The sequence below is a fragment of the Pseudomonas sp. GM78 genome (assembly GCF_000282475.1).
In the GTDB taxonomy this organism is placed as follows: domain Bacteria; phylum Pseudomonadota; class Gammaproteobacteria; order Pseudomonadales; family Pseudomonadaceae; genus Aquipseudomonas.
In genome coordinates, this window is the sequence record NZ_AKJF01000061.1 from 16523 (window position 1) to 33815 (window position 17293).

At 61.3% G+C, this 17293-nt stretch carries 14 protein-coding genes; 13 read left to right on the forward strand and 1 reads right to left on the reverse strand.

Going from position 1 to position 17293, the window contains the following annotated elements; translation table 11 throughout:
- Window positions 1-184 precede the first annotated feature (184 nt).
- The 11 genes from edd (at window position 185) to PMI35_RS24085 (ending at window position 13893) form a co-directional block, all read left to right on the forward strand.
- Window positions 185-2011 (forward strand): phosphogluconate dehydratase, encoded by a 1827-nt coding sequence (gene edd / locus PMI35_RS24135; protein ID WP_008056761.1) that lies wholly within the window; start codon window positions 185-187, stop codon window positions 2009-2011.
- Complete coding sequence (locus tag PMI35_RS24130) at window positions 2008-2967, forward strand: glucokinase (RefSeq protein WP_008056762.1); 960 nt, start codon at window positions 2008-2010, stop codon at window positions 2965-2967. Before edd ends, PMI35_RS24130 begins: the two co-directional genes overlap by 4 nt.
- A gap of 186 nt (window positions 2968-3153) precedes the next feature.
- On the forward strand, window positions 3154-3885 hold the full coding sequence (locus tag PMI35_RS24125; RefSeq protein ID WP_008056763.1) for a response regulator: 732 nt from the start codon (window positions 3154-3156) through the stop codon (window positions 3883-3885).
- Window positions 3875-5344, forward strand: a complete 1470-nt coding sequence (locus PMI35_RS24120; protein WP_008056764.1) for an ATP-binding protein — start codon at window positions 3875-3877, stop codon at window positions 5342-5344. The genes PMI35_RS24125 and PMI35_RS24120 overlap by 11 nt, the downstream gene beginning before the upstream one ends.
- A 241-nt stretch (window positions 5345-5585) precedes the next feature.
- Complete coding sequence (locus PMI35_RS24115; protein ID WP_008056765.1) at window positions 5586-6845, forward strand: D-mannose isomerase; 1260 nt, start codon at window positions 5586-5588, stop codon at window positions 6843-6845.
- A gap of 118 nt (window positions 6846-6963) precedes the next feature.
- Entirely contained in the window at window positions 6964-8262 is a 1299-nt protein-coding gene (locus tag PMI35_RS24110; protein ID WP_008056767.1) for an ABC transporter substrate-binding protein, read from the forward strand.
- Between the two features lie 182 nt (window positions 8263-8444).
- The gene (locus PMI35_RS24105; RefSeq protein ID WP_008056768.1) at window positions 8445-9353 is read left to right on the forward strand and encodes a carbohydrate ABC transporter permease; all 909 of its coding nucleotides are present in this window, start codon (window positions 8445-8447) and stop codon (window positions 9351-9353) included.
- Entirely contained in the window at window positions 9346-10191 is an 846-nt protein-coding gene (locus tag PMI35_RS24100) for a carbohydrate ABC transporter permease (RefSeq protein ID WP_008056770.1), read from the forward strand. The genes PMI35_RS24105 and PMI35_RS24100 overlap by 8 nt, the downstream gene beginning before the upstream one ends.
- A 3-nt stretch (window positions 10192-10194) precedes the next feature.
- Window positions 10195-11355: an ABC transporter ATP-binding protein gene (locus PMI35_RS24095; RefSeq protein WP_008056771.1), complete on the forward strand. Its 1161-nt coding sequence runs from the start codon at window positions 10195-10197 to the stop codon at window positions 11353-11355.
- Window positions 11356-11578: 223 nt separating this feature from the next.
- Complete coding sequence (locus PMI35_RS24090; protein ID WP_008056772.1) at window positions 11579-12925, forward strand: carbohydrate porin; 1347 nt, start codon at window positions 11579-11581, stop codon at window positions 12923-12925.
- 113 nt (window positions 12926-13038) lie between these two features.
- The gene (locus PMI35_RS24085; RefSeq protein WP_008056774.1) at window positions 13039-13893 is read left to right on the forward strand and encodes a D-hexose-6-phosphate mutarotase; all 855 of its coding nucleotides are present in this window, start codon (window positions 13039-13041) and stop codon (window positions 13891-13893) included.
- A 137-nt stretch (window positions 13894-14030) separates the two neighbouring features.
- On the opposite strand, the gene PMI35_RS24080 is transcribed toward PMI35_RS24085, so the two are convergent.
- A complete protein-coding gene (locus tag PMI35_RS24080) occupies window positions 14031-14891 on the reverse strand; it encodes a MurR/RpiR family transcriptional regulator (RefSeq protein WP_170948639.1) in 861 nt (286 codons plus the stop codon).
- Between the two features lie 226 nt (window positions 14892-15117).
- On the opposite strand from PMI35_RS24080, the gene zwf reads away from it, so the two are divergent.
- Together zwf and pgl are read left to right on the forward strand one after the other, a co-directional pair.
- Window positions 15118-16587 carry a glucose-6-phosphate dehydrogenase gene (zwf, locus tag PMI35_RS24075; protein ID WP_008056775.1) on the forward strand — a complete coding sequence of 490 codons (1470 nt, stop codon included), beginning with the start codon at window positions 15118-15120 and terminating at the stop codon, window positions 16585-16587.
- On the forward strand, window positions 16574-17287 hold the full coding sequence (gene pgl / locus PMI35_RS24070) for a 6-phosphogluconolactonase (protein ID WP_008056778.1): 714 nt from the start codon (window positions 16574-16576) through the stop codon (window positions 17285-17287). Before zwf ends, pgl begins: the two co-directional genes overlap by 14 nt.
- Window positions 17288-17293: the final 6 nt, after the last annotated feature.

The window sequence follows — 17293 nt, forward strand, 5'->3', positions numbered from 1 at the left end:
AAGATTATTCGCAAAAAAATAGAAAACAAGCCTTTTTAATGGCAATATTTTGTTCAATCTACAACGAGTGACCTGAATCAACTGGTCCGAATGGTCAAAAAAGCCGTCTGTCATCCCATCGACACCGGTGTTTGATCAGCATAGACAATCAGGTCGCCACATCCGTTAGCCTGGAGTTCTACACATGCATCCCCGCGTCCTTGAGGTCACCGAACGGCTTATCGCCCGCAGCCGCGCCACGCGTGAGGCTTACCTTGCACTGATCCGCGATGCCGCCAGCGACGGTCCGATGCGCGGCAAGCTGCAATGCGCCAACTTCGCCCACGGCGTGGCCGGTTGCGGCAGCGACGACAAGAACAGCCTGCGGATGATGAACTCCGCCAACATCGCAATTGTTTCGTCATATAACGACATGCTCTCGGCGCACCAGCCGTATGAAGTCTTCCCGGAGCTGATCAAGAAGGCCCTGCGCGAAATCGGATCGGTCGGCCAATTCGCCGGCGGCACCCCGGCCATGTGCGATGGCGTGACCCAGGGCGAGCCGGGCATGGAGCTGAGCCTGCCGAGCCGTGAAGTGATCGCGCTGTCCACCGCCGTGGCGCTTTCCCACAACATGTTCGATGGCGCGCTGATGCTCGGCATCTGCGACAAGATCGTCCCGGGCCTGATGATGGGCGCGCTGCGCTTCGGCCATCTGCCGATGATCTTCGTGCCGGGCGGGCCGATGGTGTCGGGTATTTCCAACAAGCAGAAAGCCGACGTGCGCCAGCGCTACGCCGAAGGCAAGGCCAGCCGTGAAGAGCTGCTGGAGTCGGAAATGAATTCCTACCACAGCCCCGGCACCTGCACCTTCTACGGCACTGCCAACACCAACCAGTTGCTGATGGAAGTCATGGGCCTGCATTTGCCGGGCGCGTCCTTCGTCAACCCGAACACGCCATTGCGCGACGCCCTGACCCGCGAAGCGGCGCATCAGGTGACGCGCATTACCAAACAGAACGGCGACTACCTGCCGATCGGCGAAATCGTCGACGAGCGTTCGCTGGTCAACTCCATCGTCGCCCTGCACGCCACCGGCGGCTCGACCAACCACACCCTGCACATGCCGGCGATCGCCATGGCGGCGGGTATCCAGTTGACCTGGCAGGACATGGCCGACCTCTCCGAGGTGGTCCCGACCCTGAGCCACGTCTACCCGAACGGCAAGGCCGACATCAACCACTTCCAGGCGGCGGGCGGCATGTCGTTCCTGATCCGCGAACTGCTGGATGCCGGGCTGCTCCACGAAAACGTCAACACCGTGCTGGGCCACGGGCTGCGCCGCTACACCATGGAACCGTTCCTCGATAACGGCGAATTGGTCTGGCGCGAAGGCATCACCGAAAGCCTCGATGAAAGCATCCTGCGCCCAGTCGCCCGGGCGTTCTCGCCGGAGGGCGGCCTGCGTGTGATGGAGGGCAACCTCGGTCGCGGCGTGATGAAGGTTTCGGCCGTGGCACTGGAAAACCAGATCGTCGAAGCACCGGCCATGGTGTTCCAGGATCAGCAAGACCTGGCCGATGCGTTCAAAGCCGGTTTGCTGGAGAAGGATTTCGTCGCGGTAATGCGCTTCCAGGGCCCGCGTTCCAACGGCATGCCGGAACTGCACAAGATGACGCCGTTCCTCGGTGTGTTGCAGGATCGCGGCTTCAAGGTGGCACTGGTCACCGACGGGCGCATGTCCGGCGCGTCGGGGAAAATTCCGGCGGCCATCCACGTCAGCCCCGAAGCTTACGTGGGCGGCGCTTTGGCGCGGGTGCAAGAGGGCGATATCATCCGCGTCGATGGCGTCAAAGGCACTCTGGAGCTTAAGGTGGACGCCGAAGAATTCGCAGCGCGCACGCCGGCAAAAGGCCTGTTGGGCAACAACATCGGCACCGGTCGCGAACTGTTTGGTTTCATGCGCATGGCCTTCAGCTCGGCAGAACAGGGGGCCAGCGCCTTCACTTCTGCCCTGGAGACGCTTAATTGAAACTGGCTTTGGTCGGTGACATCGGTGGCACCAACGCACGGTTCGCGTTGTGGAAAAACCAGCAGCTGGAATCGGTCCAGGTGCTGGCGACGGCCGACCATGCCAGCCCGGAAGAGGCCATCAGCCTCTACCTGAGCGGGCTTGGCCTGGCGCCGGGTTCGATCGGTTCGGTGTGCCTGTCGGTGGCAGGCCCCGTGAGCGGCGACGAATTCAAGTTCACCAACAATCACTGGCGCCTGAGCCGCCGGGGTTTCTGCCAGGCCTTGCAGGTGGATCAGCTGTTGCTGGTCAACGACTTTTCCGCCATGGCCCTGGGCATGACGCGTTTGCAGCCGGGCGAATTCCGCGTGGTCTGCGAAGGCACGCCAGAGCCGTTGCGCCCGGCGGTGGTGATCGGTCCGGGCACGGGTTTGGGGGTCGGCACGCTGCTTGATCTCGGTGAAGGGCGTTTTGCCGCGCTGCCGGGGGAGGGCGGTCACGTCGATCTGCCACTGAGCAGTCCGCGCGAGACTCAATTGTGGCAGCACATCTTCAACGAGATCGGGCATGTCAGCGCCGAAACGGCATTGAGTGGAGGCGGCTTGCCCCGGGTCTATCGGGCGATCTGTGCGGTGGACGGCCACGAGCCGGTACTCGACACCCCGGAAGCGATCACCGCTGCGGGGCTGGCGGGTGATCCGATCGCCCTGGAAGTGCTCGAACAATTCTGCTGCTGGCTCGGTCGCGTGGCGGGCAACAACGTGCTGACCACCGGTGCCCGCGCTGGTGTGTACATCGTTGGAGGGGTGATTCCGCGCTTTGCCGATTTCTTCCTCGAAAGTGGTTTCGCCAGGTGCTTTGCCGACAAGGGGTGCATGAGCGATTACTTCAAGGGGATTCCGGTGTGGCTGGTGACGGCTCCTTATTCGGGGTTGATGGGTGCGGGGGTTGCGCTGGAACAATCCATCCCGACCTGAAATGCGATTCCCTGTAGGAGCGAGCCTGCTCGCGATGGACGTTAACGATAACGCGTGCTTTCTGAATGCACGCGGTGCGTTTGAGTCCATCGCGAGCAGGCTCGCTCCTACAGTTGCTTTGTGGTGTTTGTAAAATCGGTGCTTAAGGCATAATCCGCACAATTCAAACAACAAGGACGCCGCCCCGTGAGCTCAGTCAACAAGTCGATTTTGTTGGTCGATGACGATCAAGAGATACGCGAGTTGCTGGACACCTACCTGACCCGCGCCGGGTTCCAGGTGCGTACCACGCCCGATGGCGCAGGCTTTCGCCAGGCCCTCAACGAGGCCCCCAGCGACCTGGTGATCCTTGACGTGATGCTGCCGGACGAAGACGGTTTCAGCCTGTGTCGCTGGATTCGCCAGCACCCGCGCCAGTCGCAGGTCCCCATCATCATGCTCACCGCCAGCTCCGACGAGGCCGACCGGGTCATCGGCCTGGAACTGGGCGCCGACGACTACCTGGGCAAACCCTTCAGCCCCCGCGAATTGCAGGCGCGCATCAAGGCCTTGCTACGCCGGGCGCAGTTCGGTCAGGAGCGCTCCGGCAGCGAAGTGCTGGCCTTCGATGACTGGCGCCTGGACATGGTCAGCCATCGCCTGTTTCACATCGATGGCGAAGAGGTGATCCTGTCCGGTGCCGATTTCGCCCTGTTGAAGCTGTTTCTCGATCACCCGCAGGAAATCCTCGACCGCGACACGATCGGCAACGCCACCCGTGGCCGCGATTTGATGCCCCTCGATCGCATCGTCGACATGGCGGTCAGTCGCTTGCGCCAGCGACTGCGCGATACGGAAAAACCGCCGCGACTGATTCGCACCGTACGGGGCAGCGGCTATCAGTTGGCAGCCAGTGTGGTTGCCGCCAATGGTCACTGATTTCCTGCGCAAGCTGGCCGGCCGCGTGCCGGTGCCGCGCTCGCTGCTCGGGCGCATGTTGTTGCTGACGTTACTCGCGGTGTTGTTCGCCCAGGCATTGTCGAGCGTGATCTGGGTTTCCCAACTGCGTGCGACCCAGCTCGAAGGCCTGGTCACCAGCGCGCGTAGCCTCGCGCACTCGATGAACGCCAGTGTCAGTTACCTGCGCTCGTTGCCGGTGGCCTACCGCCCGTTGGTGCTCGACCAGTTGCGCAGCATGGGCGGCACACGGTTCGTGGTGACGCTCAATGACAAACCCCTGGGCATGGAAGTGCTGCCGATCACGCCACGCAAGGAGGCGGTGATCAAGGCGGTGGACGAAGTGCTGCGCCAGTCCCTGGGGCAGGACACCGACATCTCGGTGACCTTTGTCAGCCCCGAAGACCTGCGGATCTTCAATGGCGGGCTCAAGCTCGACGAACTGCCGCGCTCCTGGGCCCACTACGCATTGACCCTGGAGCCGGTGAACCCGCCGGTACTGGTCACGCAGATCCAGATGGCGCCCGGCGAATGGTTGTACATCGCCTCGCTGTTGCCCGAACCCTACACCAGCCTTGAAGAGCAAGGCCTGCCGGCGCAGCAAGTGTGGTTCATCGTGCTCACCAGCGGCTTTTTGCTGCTGTTCATCGGCCTGCTGGTGCACTGGCAAAGCAGGCCGCTCAAGCGCCTGGCGCGGGCGGCGCGGGACCTGTCACTGGGCGCCGACGTCGAGCCGGTGGCCGAAGGCGGTGGCAGTGAAGTGGTCGAAGTCGGCCGCGCCTTCAACACCATGCGCGAGCGCATCAGTCGCTACCTGACCGAACGCAGCCAGTTGTTCAGCGCGATTTCCCATGACCTGCGCACGCCCATCACCCGCTTGCGCCTACGCGTCGAGTTGCTGGAAGACGAAAAGCTGCAAGCCAAGTTCGGTCGCGATCTGGATGAGCTGGAGCTGCTGGTCAAGGGCGCGCTGCAATGTGTGAAAGACACCGACATTCACGAAAACATCGAGCCGGTGGACCTCAATCATGTGCTCGAGTGTCTGGTGGAGCCGTACCTGTCACCCACCGGTAACGGTCGCGTGACCCAGCAAGGACGTGCCCTGGCGGCCTATCCGGGCAAACCGCTGGCGCTCAAGCGTTGCATCGGCAACCTGATCGACAACGCCCTGAAATACGGCCAGAACGCCCACCTGCACATCGATGATGACGACAGCGCGTTCGTCCTGCATGTCGATGATGAAGGGCCGGGGGTTCCCGAGCAGCGGCTGGAGCAGGTGTTCGAGCCGCACTTTCGTTTGGCCGGGCAGCAGCAGGGCTATGGGTTGGGGTTGGGGATTGCGCGCAACATTGCCCATAGCCATGGGGGGGAAGTGAGTTTGCAGAATTTGCGTGAGGGTGGGTTGCGGGTGACTCTGCAATTGCCGCGCAGTGTTGATTAGTTAGACCGCGTTATCGTTCATCGCGGGCAAGCCCGCTCCCACAGGGATTTTCTGTGAACACAATATTTGTAAACAACAGAGACTCTGTGGGAGCGGGCTTGCCCGCGATGGCGTCAGAAGATTCACTACATCTCAAGACAAATGTCACAACTTGGTGACATAACTCGCCCCCTTCGTTACAAGCCCGCCACGGCCCGTTGTTTAGACTGCCCCTCAGTCATAACAACAAAAAAGGCACTCCATGAACACCTTCCAACCCGCGTTCAGCAGTTGGCTGAATGCCCCCGCCCACCAGCAATGGCTCGCCGCCGAAGGCCTGCGCCTGCTGGCGTTTGCCAAGGCTTCGAAGTTGCCTGAAGGCTTTGGCAATCTCGATGAACGAGGTCACCTGCCGGCCAACGCGCAAGCACACACCATGAACACCGCGCGCATGACCCACAGCTTCGCCATGGCGCACATCCAGGGCCTGCCGGGTTATGCCGAGCTGGTGGACCACGGCATCCAGGCCCTGCGCGGGCCGTTGCGCGATGCCGTGCACGGCGGCTGGTTCGCGGTGGCCGAACACCGCGACGGTGACACCGGGAAAAATGCTTACCTGCATGCCTTCGTGGCCCTGGCCGCCAGTTCCGCAGTGGTCGCGCAGCGGCCCGGCGCGCAAGCCTTGCTCGATGACGCGATCGACATCATCGACAGCTGCTTCTGGAGCGAAGAAGAAGGCGCCCTGCGCGAATCCTTCAGCCGCGACTGGAGCAGCGAGGAAGCCTATCGCGGTGCCAACAGCAACATGCACGCCACCGAAGCCTTCCTCGCCCTGGCCGATGTCACCGACGACAAGCGCTGGTTGTGCCGCGCCCAGCGCATCGTCGAGCGGGTGATTCATGGTCATGCCGCTGCCAATGACTATCTGGTGATCGAGCATTTCGACCGCGACTGGCAACCCCTGCGCGAGTACAACCATGACAACCCGGCCGACGGTTTCCGTCCCTACGGCACCACGCCAGGTCACGGTTTCGAATGGGCCCGATTGCTCTTGCATCTGGAGGCCGCGCGGGTTCGCGCCGGCATGCTCACCCCGGGATGGCTGGTCACCGACGCGCAAAAACTCTTCGAGCAGAACTGCCGCCACGGCTGGGACATCGATGGCGCACCGGGCATGGTCTACACCCTCGACTGGGACAACAAGGCGGTGGTTCGCCATCGCCTGCACTGGACCCATTGCGAAGCCAGCGCCGCGGCCAGTGTCTTGCTCAAACGCACGGGCGATGAGCAATACGAACACTGGTACCGCCTGTTCTGGGAATTTTGTGAGGGTCATTTCATCGACCGCGAAGGCGGCAGCTGGCACCACGAACTCGACCCATTGAACCGCCCCAGCGGTGACATCTGGGCCGGCAAACCCGATCTCTATCACGCCTGGCAAGCCGTCCTGATCCCGCGCCTGCCCCTGGCGCCGAGCATGGCCAGTGCGCTGGCGGCATTGTCCCAGAGCGATTCCATGTAACCATGCGGTGACATTCGCGCGTCCCTTCGTTACCTGCGAAGGGGCGTCCCCTGTTTAGAATCCCCTGCAGCGCAAGCACCAGACTTGCATGCATAACAACAAGAAAGGTACTTCCAAGATGAATGCGATTTCTCGCCTCGCTACTGTCATTTCTCTCGTCTCCCTGTCTGCGCTTCCTCTCAGTGTGCTTGCCGCCGAATCCAAAGGTTCCGTGGAAGTCGTTCACTGGTGGACCTCGGGTGGCGAAAAAGCGGCGGTCGATGTCCTCAAGGCCCAAGTCGAAAAAGACGGCTTCACCTGGAAGGACGGCGCAGTCGCCGGTGGCGGCGGTTCCACGGCCATGACCGTGCTAAAGAGCCGCGCCGTAGCGGGTAACCCGCCGGGCGTTGCCCAGATCAAGGGCCCGGACATCCAGGAGTGGGGCAGCACTGGCCTGCTCAGTACCGACACCCTGAAAGACGTCGCCAAGTCGGAAAACTGGGACAGCCTGCTGCCGGTGAAAGTCTCCGACACCGTGAAGTACGAAGGCGATTACGTCGCCGTGCCGGTGAACATCCACCGCGTCAACTGGCTCTGGATCAACCCGGAAGTGTTCAAGAAAGCCGGGATCGACAAGGCGCCGACCACCCTCGAAGAATTCTATGCCGCTGGCGACAAGCTCAAGGCCGCCGGCTTCATCGCGCTCGCCCACGGTGGCCAGCCTTGGCAGGACAGCACCGTGTTTGAAGACGTGGTGCTCTCGGTCATGGGCGCCGACGGTTACAAGAAAGCCTTGGTAGACCTGGATCAGAAAACCCTCTCGGGCGCCGAGATGACCAAGGCCTTCACCGAGCTGAAAAAAATCACCACCTACATGGACCCGAACCGCGCCGGTCGTGACTGGAACATCGCCGCCGCCGACGTGATCAACGGCAAGGCCGGCATGCAGATGATGGGCGACTGGGCCAAGAGCGAGTGGACCGCGGCGAAAAAAGTCGCCGGCAAGGACTACCAGTGCGTGGCGTTCCCGGGCACCGAGAAAGCCTTCACCTACAACATCGACTCGATGGCGGTGTTCAAGTTGAAAGCCGATCGCAAGGGTGACATCGCCGCCCAGCAAGACCTGGCCAAGGTCGCCCTGGGCAAGGACTTCCAGAAAGTCTTCAGCATCAACAAGGGCTCGATCCCGGTGCGTACCGACATGTTGAACGACATGGCCGGCCTGGGCTTCGATTCCTGCGCCCAAGCGGCGGCCAAGGACTTCCTGGCGGACGAGAAGAACGGCGGCCTGCAACCGAGCATGGCGCACAACATGGCCACCTCCCTGGCCGTGCAGGGCGCGATCTTCGACGTGGTCACCAACTTCATGAACGACAAGGACGCCGACCCGGCCAAGGCCAGCGCCCAACTGGCGTCGGCCGTAAAAGCGGCCCAGTAATCCCTGACACCGCATGACCCTGATTGGAATGGGATTGTGTGGGAGCTGGCTTGCCAGCGATGCAGGCGACTCGGTTTGGCTATGAACCCGGTTGATCCCATCGCTGGCAAGCCAGCTCCCACAGGGTCCTGCTCCACAAGGGATCGGCGTGTCGATCATTTCTCTAAACCTGGATTATCCCGATGAGCTCTGTGGCGGTTTTCAGCAAAGCCTCACCGTTCGATGCGCTGCAACGCTGGTTACCCAAGTTGGTACTCGCGCCGAGCATGCTGATCGTGTTGGTTGGCTTCTACGGTTACATCATCTGGACATTCATACTGTCCTTCACCAACTCCAGCTTCATGCCGAGCTACAAGTGGGTCGGCCTGCAGCAATACATGCGCCTGATGGACAACGACCGCTGGTGGGTCGCGAGCAAGAACCTGGCGCTGTTCGGCGGCATGTTCATCGGCATCAGCCTGGTACTGGGCGTGTTCCTCGCCGTGCTGCTGGACCAGCGCATTCGCAAGGAAGGCTTCATCCGCACCATCTACCTGTACCCGATGGCGCTATCGATGATCGTCACCGGTACCGCGTGGAAATGGCTGCTCAACCCGGGCCTGGGCCTGGACAAGATGCTGCGTGACTGGGGCTGGGAAGGCTTTCGCCTGGACTGGCTGGTGGATCAGGATCGCGTGGTCTACTGCCTGGTGATCGCCGCCGTATGGCAAGCCTCCGGGTTCGTGATGGCGATGTTCCTCGCCGGCCTGCGCGGTGTCGATCAGTCGATCATCCGTGCCGCGCAAGTCGACGGTGCGAGCCTGCCGACCATCTACCTGAAGATCGTGCTGCCGAGCCTGCGTCCGGTGTTCTTCAGCGCCTTCATGATCCTCGCGCACATCGCGATCAAGAGCTTCGACCTGGTGGCGGCAATGACCGCGGGCGGTCCTGGCTACTCGTCCGACCTGCCGGCGATGTTCATGTATTCCTTCACCTTCAGCCGTGGCCAGATGGGCATCGGTTCGGCCAGCGCCATGCTGATGCTCGGCGCGGTGCTGACCATCCTCGTGCCGTACCTGTACTCCGAGCTGCGAGGCAAACGCCATGACTAATCAACTCGGAAAACCGTCGCTCAGCTTCAGCCGCATCGCGATCTACGCCACCTTGTTGCTGGCTGCCGCGGTGTACCTGATCCCGCTGATCGTGATGCTGCTGACCAGCTTCAAAACGCCAGAAGACATCCGCACCGGCAACCTGTTGAGCTGGCCGACCGTGATCGACGGCATCGGCTGGATCAAGGCCTGGGACGTGGTCGGCGGCTACTTCTGGAACTCGGTGAAAATCACCGTGCCGGCGGTGCTGATCTCGACCTTCATCGGCGCCATGAACGGCTACGTGCTGTCGATGTGGCGCTTCCGCGGCTCGCAGCTGTTCTTCGGCCTGTTGCTGTTCGGCTGCTTCCTGCCGTTCCAGACCGTGCTGCTGCCGGCCTCGTTCACCCTCGGCAAGTTCGGCCTGGCCAACACCACCACGGGCCTTGTGCTGGTGCACGTGGTCTACGGCCTGGCGTTCACCACGCTGTTCTTCCGCAACTACTACGTGAGCATTCCGGATGCGCTGGTCAAGGCCGCGCGGCTCGATGGCGCGGGCTTCTTCATGATCTTCTGGAAGATCCTGCTGCCGATGTCGATCCCGATCGTGATGGTCTGCCTGATCTGGCAGTTCACCCAGATCTGGAATGACTTCCTGTTCGGCGTGGTCTTCGCCAGTGGCGATGCCCAGCCAATTACCGTGGCCCTGAACAACCTGGTCAACACCAGCACCGGGGCCAAGGAATACAACGTTGATATGGCCGCCGCGATGATCGCCGGGCTGCCGACACTGCTGGTCTACATATTCGCTGGCAAGTATTTCCTGCGTGGGCTGACGTCCGGCGCGGTCAAGGGGTAGAACATGGCAACTCTCGAATTACGCAACGTCAACAAGACCTACGGCGCCGGCTTGCCGGACACCCTGAAAAACATCGAACTGAAGATCGATGACGGGGAATTCCTGATCCTGGTCGGCCCGTCCGGCTGCGGCAAATCCACCTTGATGAACTGCATCGCCGGCCTGGAAACCATCAGCGGCGGCGCGATCCTGGTGGACGATGCCGACATCAGTGGTATGAGCCCGAAAGATCGCGACATCGCCATGGTGTTCCAGTCCTACGCGCTGTACCCGACCATGAGCGTGCGCGACAACATCGCCTTCGGCCTGAAGATTCGCAAGATGCCGACCGCGGAAATCGACGAAGAGGTGGCACGCGTTTCCAAGCTGTTGCAGATCGAACACCTGCTCAGCCGCAAGCCGGGCCAGCTTTCGGGCGGCCAGCAACAGCGCGTGGCGATGGGCCGTGCGTTGGCGCGGCGGCCGAAGATCTACCTGTTCGACGAACCACTGTCCAACCTCGACGCCAAGCTGCGGGTCGAGATGCGCACCGAAATGAAACTGATGCACCAGCGCCTGAAAACCACCACGGTGTACGTGACCCACGACCAGATCGAGGCCATGACCCTGGGTGACAAGGTGGCGGTGATGAAGGACGGGATCATCCAGCAGTTCGGCACGCCGAAAGACATCTACAACAACCCGGCCAACCTGTTCGTGGCGAGCTTCATCGGTTCGCCGCCGATGAACTTCATCCCCCTGCGCCTGCAGCGCAAGGACGGTCGCCTGCTGGCGCTGCTCGACAGCGGCCAGGCCCGTTGCGAATTGCCGCTGGGCATGCAGGACGCCGGTCTGGAAGACCGCGAAGTGATCCTCGGCATGCGCCCGGAGCAGATCGTGCTAGGTAGCGGTGAAGCGAACGGTTTGCCGACCATCCGCGCTGAAGTCCAGGTCACCGAACCGACCGGGCCCGACACCCTGGTGTTCGTCAATCTCAACGACACCAAGGTCTGCTGCCGCCTGGCACCCGATGTTGCGCCAGCGGTGGGCGAGACCCTGACCCTGCAGTTCGATCCATCGAAAGTGCTGCTCTTCGATGCCAAGACCGGCGAACGCCTGGGGGTTGCCGGCCTGCCGAAAACTGAATCGCACACGGCCAATGTCGCCCAATTCAAAGGCCGCTGAAGATCAAGGACTGTGGGAATGCGGTTGTGTGGGAGCTGGCTTGCCAGCGATGCAAGCGACTCGGTTTGACGCCGAACCGAGGTGACGGCATCGCTGGCAAGCCAGCTCCCACAAAAAGCCGTTTCCACAGGGGGGAATACGTGACGGGTGGCCTGTCATCCGCCGCACTGGATGTAACCGCGTTAAACAAAAAAGTTAATAACAATAAGACGAGGAAGTAGGGATGAAGAAGAACAACAGCGCTCAGCTTATCTGCCAGTTATCGGCCGTTGCGGCCATGATGCTGGCCGGCAGCGTTCACGCGGCTGAAGCGTTCAGCGCCGATTCCGAATGGATGACCGGCGATTGGGGTGGCGAACGGACCCGGCTGATCGAGCAAGGCATCGACATCAAGATGGACTACGTCGGTGAAGTGGGCGGCAACCTCCATGGCGGCTTCAATGACGACAAGACTGCCCGTTACGCCGATCAGTTTGGTCTGGGCGCGGCGCTGGACCTGGAGAAACTGTTCGGCTGGGACAACACCCAGGCCAAGATCCAGCTCACCAACCGTAACGGTGAGAACATCTCCAATGACCGCATCGGCGACCCGCGTGCCGGCACCTTGAGTTCCTCCCAGGAAGTCTACGGTCGGGGCCACATGGTGCGGCTGACCCAGCTGTGGATCAAGCATCAATTCCTCGACAACAAACTCGACATCAAGGCCGGTTACTTTGGTGAGGGTGAAGACTTCAACAGCTTCCCGTGCGAATTCCAGAACCTGGCGTTCTGCGGCTCCCAGGTGGGCAACTGGGCCACCAACATCTGGTACAACTGGCCGATCAGCCAGGCCGCTATCCGCCTGAAGTGGAACATCTCGCCTGAGTTCTATGCGCAGATCGGCGCCTACAACCAGAACCCGACACAACTGGAACACGGCAACGGCTTCAAGCTCAGCGGCAGTGGTACCGAGGGCACCGTCCTGCCGGTCGAACTGGTGTGGTTGCCTAACCCTGGCAACCTGCCGGGCGAATACCGTGTCGGTTACTACAAGAGCACGGCCAAAGCCGATGACGTCCTTAAAGACGACAACGGCAATGATGCGGCCACCAGCGGCAACGCCTATCGCAGCCACAGCAGCAAGCACGGCTACTGGTTCGTTGCACAACAGCAACTCACCAGCCATAACGGTGACGCAACCCGCGGTCTGAACATTGCCGCCAACGCCACGTTCCACGACAAGGACACCAACATCGTCGACAACTACCAGTCGCTGATGTTTGTGTACAAGGGGCCGTTCGATGCCCGTCCCAAAGATGACATGGGGATCGGTTTCGCCCGTATCCATGTCAACGATGACGTGAAGAAAAACGCCGAGCTGGTCAACGCCTCCAATGGCGTCAGCGACTACAACGATCCGCTGTTCTCGCCCCTGCGTGACACCGAATACAACTACGAGCTCAACTACGGTTTCCACGTGACCAACTGGCTGACCGTGCGTCCCAACCTGCAATACATCACCCACCCAGGTGGCGTCGATGAAGTCGATGACGCTTTGGTCGCCGGCCTGAAAATTCAGTCGGTGTTCTAACGCGACTGCGATAAGCTCCTCACCATGTGCGCATTTTGCGGACGGCCAAGGCTGTCCGCTTTTTTTTGCGGGCCGCGCACCCCGGTAACAGATGATTTTCAGGACCGTGGCACATGCTTGAGCATCCGCTACAACGCTTCTTCAAATCCTTGCGTGAACGGCCGGTGTTCGCATGGGAGCGCTATCAGAAGCGCGACGTGCTGGTGATCGATCATCCGCTGTGTCAGGCGGTGTTCAGTCGTCAGGGCGCGCAGTTGCTGCACTTTCAGCCCAAGGGGCAGAAACCCTGGCTGTGGTGCGCGGCGAAGTGGCCGCAGGTCGGGGCCATTCGCGGTGGCGTGCCGGTGTGCTGGCCATGGTATGGCCGTCATCCCAGCGAAAACGCCTGGCCCTCTCATGGCTGGGCGCGTTTGCTCGACTGGAAACTGATCGACAGCGGCAGCGATGACGATGGCGTGCGCCTGCACTGGCGGCTTGAGCTGTGCGATTGGCAGGTGGACCTGTACGCGCATCTGGGCGAGCGCATGGAGTTGCGCCTGAGCACCGAGCATCAGGACGACATGCCGTGCCAGTTGAGCCAGGCTTTGCACGCTTACTGGCGTATTGGCGATGTCAGTGAGATAGCGCTGTCTGGGCTCGAAGGTGCGCAAGGTTACGACCAGTTGAACCGGCAGGTTTGCCAGCAGGAAGGCGAGTTGCGCGTCGATGGCGGATGCCAGCGGGTGTTCCAGCATGACGGCGAACTGCAGCTCAACGATCACGCCTGGGAGAGGGCGTTGTGCATCGATACCGGCGACACGGCGGACACGGTGGTCTGGCATCCGGGGTCACGGCCATTGCTGGGGGTGAGCTGGAATGAGATATCGGAATTCGTCTGCGTAGAGGCAGCAAGCGGCGGCACCGACAGCCTGTGCCTGAAACCTGGGGAGCGGGCGCATTTGAGTTTGCAGGCGCGGGTTGGAGCATGATTCAGCGGTGTTGCCGCTGACGTCTTCGCGGGCAAGCCCGCTCCCACAGTGTCCGCGTCGAGCACAAAATCTTCAATCGGCGCGGAACCTGTGGGAGCGGGCTTGCCCGCGAAGAGGCCAGAACAGGCAATAGAGATCTAGTTGAACTCATCTCCAACCGGATACCGGCTGGCATTCAAGCTCTCCTTGATCTTGCGCAAATGCGGCTGGAAATCCACCCCTCGGCGCAAGGTCATGCCGGTGGCGAGCACGTCCAGCACGGTCAGCTGGATGATGCGCGAAGTCATCGGCATGTAGATGTCGGTGTCTTCCGGCAGCGGAATGTTCAGGCTCAAGGTACTGGCCTTGGCCAGGGGCGAGTTCTCGGCGGTCAGGCCAAGTACCGAAGCACCGTTCTCCCGGGCGATGCGCGCCACTTCCACCAGTTCGCGGGTACGGCCGGTGTAGGAAATGATCACGAACAGTTCGCCCGTGTGCGCCACCGAGGCAATCATGCGCTGCATCAGCACGTCGGCATGGGCAGTCACGGCCAGATTGAAACGGAAAAACTTGTGCTGGGCATCCAGTGCCACAGGGGCTGAAGCGCCAAGGCCGAAGAAGTGGATCTGCCGGGCCTGGATCAACAGGTCGACGGCGCGGCTGATCAGGTTCGGGTCCAGGGCCTGGCAAGCGCTGTCCAGGGACGCGATGGCGCTGCCGAAGATTTTCTGCGTGTAGGCTTCAGGATTGTCATCGGCTTCCACCGCACGGCTGACGTAGGCGGCGCCACTGGCAAGGCTCTGGGCCAGCTGCAGCTTGAGCTCGGGGTAACCGCTGACGCCGAACGAACGGCAGAAGCGATTGACTGTCGGCTCGCTGACCGAGGCGGCCTGGGCGAGGGCGGCGATGCTGAATCGGGTGGCCTGCTGTGGATTGAGCAGGATCACCTCGGCCACTTTGCGTTCGGCCTTGTTCAGCTCTTCAAGGCGATTCTGGATCTGCTCCAGTAAATTTCGCACGCGGTCCATATAAGTATCCTTTACACCTGCGCCAACAAGCGCGCGGCTAATGCAAAAAGGGCCTTTGATGAGGCCCGTAACGGTGGCCTATCCTACTGATGGCTCCGACCGACCACCACTCGGAATCTGTATTTTGCGAAAATGTTGTGGTTATTACTACATTTTCCCTTGAGTGATGCCTTGAAAAAAGGTATTTGTAGCTTAACTTGATAAAAGAACAAACATCATGCCTTCGATTACGGTTGAACCGTGCACCTTTGCCTTGTTCGGCGCTTTGGGCGATCTGGCCTTGCGCAAGCTGTTTCCTGCCCTCTATCAACTCGATGGCGCAGGCCTCCTGCACGAGGACACGCGGATAATCGCGCTGGCCCGTGAGCCTGGCAGCGAGCATGAGCACCTGGCGTTCATCACGTCCGAGCTGCGCCGCTACGTCGGTGCCAAAGAGCTGGACGAAGCCGTGGCCGAGCGTTTTCTCGCCCGCCTGAGCTACCTGCACGTCGACTTCCTCAAGTCCGAAGACTACGTGGCCCTGGCTGAAGCGGCCGGCAGCGCGCAACGGGTTATCGCCTATTTCGCCACGCCGGCAGCGGTCTACGGCGCGATCTGCGAGAACCTGGCCAAGGTCGGCCTGGCGGAAAACACCCGTGTGGTGCTGGAAAAGCCCATCGGTTCGGACCTGGAATCCTCGCGCAAGGTCAATGACGCCGTGGCGCAGTTCTTCCCGGAGAACCGCACCTATCGCATCGACCACTATCTGGGCAAGGAAACCGTGCAGAACCTGATCGCCCTGCGTTTTGCCAACAGCCTGTTCGAAACCCAGTGGAACCAGAACTACATCTCCCACGTGGAAATCACCGTGGCCGAGAAGGTCGGCATCGAAGGCCGCTGGGGCTACTTCGACAAGGCCGGCCAGCTGCGCGACATGATCCAGAATCACCTGTTGCAACTGCTCTGCCTGATCGCCATGGACCCGCCGGCCGACCTGTCCGCCGACAGCATCCGTGACGAGAAAGTCAAAGTGCTCAAGGCACTGGCGCCGATCAGCCCGGAAGGCCTGACCACCCAGGTGGTGCGTGGCCAGTACATCGCCGGCTACAGCGAAGGGAAATCGGTGCCCGGTTACCTGGAAGAACCCAACTCCAACACCCAGAGCGACACCGAGACCTTCGTTGCCCTGCGTGCCGACATTCGCAACTGGCGCTGGGCCGGCGTGCCGTTTTACCTGCGCACCGGCAAGCGCATGCCGCAGAAGCTGTCGCAGATCGTCATCCACTTCAAGGAACCGTCGCACTACATTTTCGCTCCCGAGCAGCGCCTGCAGATCAGCAACAAGCTGATTATCCGCCTGCAACCGGACGAAGGCATTTCCTTGCGTGTGATGACCAAGGAACAAGGCCTGGACAAGGGCATGCAGCTGCGCAGCGGTCCGTTGCAGCTGAATTTTTCCGACACCTGGCGCAGCGCACGGATTCCCGATGCCTACGAGCGGTTGTTGCTGGAAGTGATGCGCGGCAATCAGAACCTGTTTGTCCGTAAAGATGAAATCGAAGCCGCGTGGAAGTGGTGTGACCAGTTGATCGCCGGGTGGAAAAAATCCGGTGATGCACCCAAGCCGTACGCGGCCGGGTCCTGGGGACCGATGAGTTCCATTGCACTGATCACGCGGGACGGGAGGTCGTGGTATGGCGATATCTGATTTGAAACTGCCCAAGGGCGTCCACGCACATGCGTTCAAGAGCCCGGTCTTGCTGGCTGAAAGCCTGGCCTTGAACGTGGCCAAGCAGCTGAGCGATGCCATTGAGGCCCAAGGTACGGCGACCCTGGTGGTTTCCGGTGGCCGCAGCCCGGTGGCGTTTTTCCAGCACCTGGCCAAGCAAGCACTGGACTGGTCGAACGTGGTGGTCAGCCTCGCCGACGAGCGCTGGGTGCCGGTCGAGCATGCCGACAGCAATGCCGGCCTGCTGAAAAAATACCTGTTGCAGGGGCCCGCGGCCAAGGCTCAGTTCTTGAGCTTGTACAGCGCCAGCGCCAACCTTGAGCAAGCTGCCGAGCACGCCGATCGATTGCTTTCCGAGCTGCCGGTGATCGACGTGCTGGTTCTGGGTATGGGGGATGACGGCCACACCGCGTCACTATTTCCAGGCAGCCCGAATCTTGCCGAAGCCCTGCAGGCCGATGGCACCCGTCGCTGCTACCCGATGCTGGCGCCGACCGTGCCGCATCAACGCCTGACCATGAGCCGGGCGCTGCTGGCCTCGGCCAAACACAAGATCCTGTCGATTTCCGGTCAGTCCAAGCTGACCACCCTGAGTTTCGCGCTGGCCGGTGACGATGTCGCCGAAATGCCGGTGCGCGCCTTTCTGCAACCCACGTTAGAGATTTACTGGTGCCCATGAGCCAAG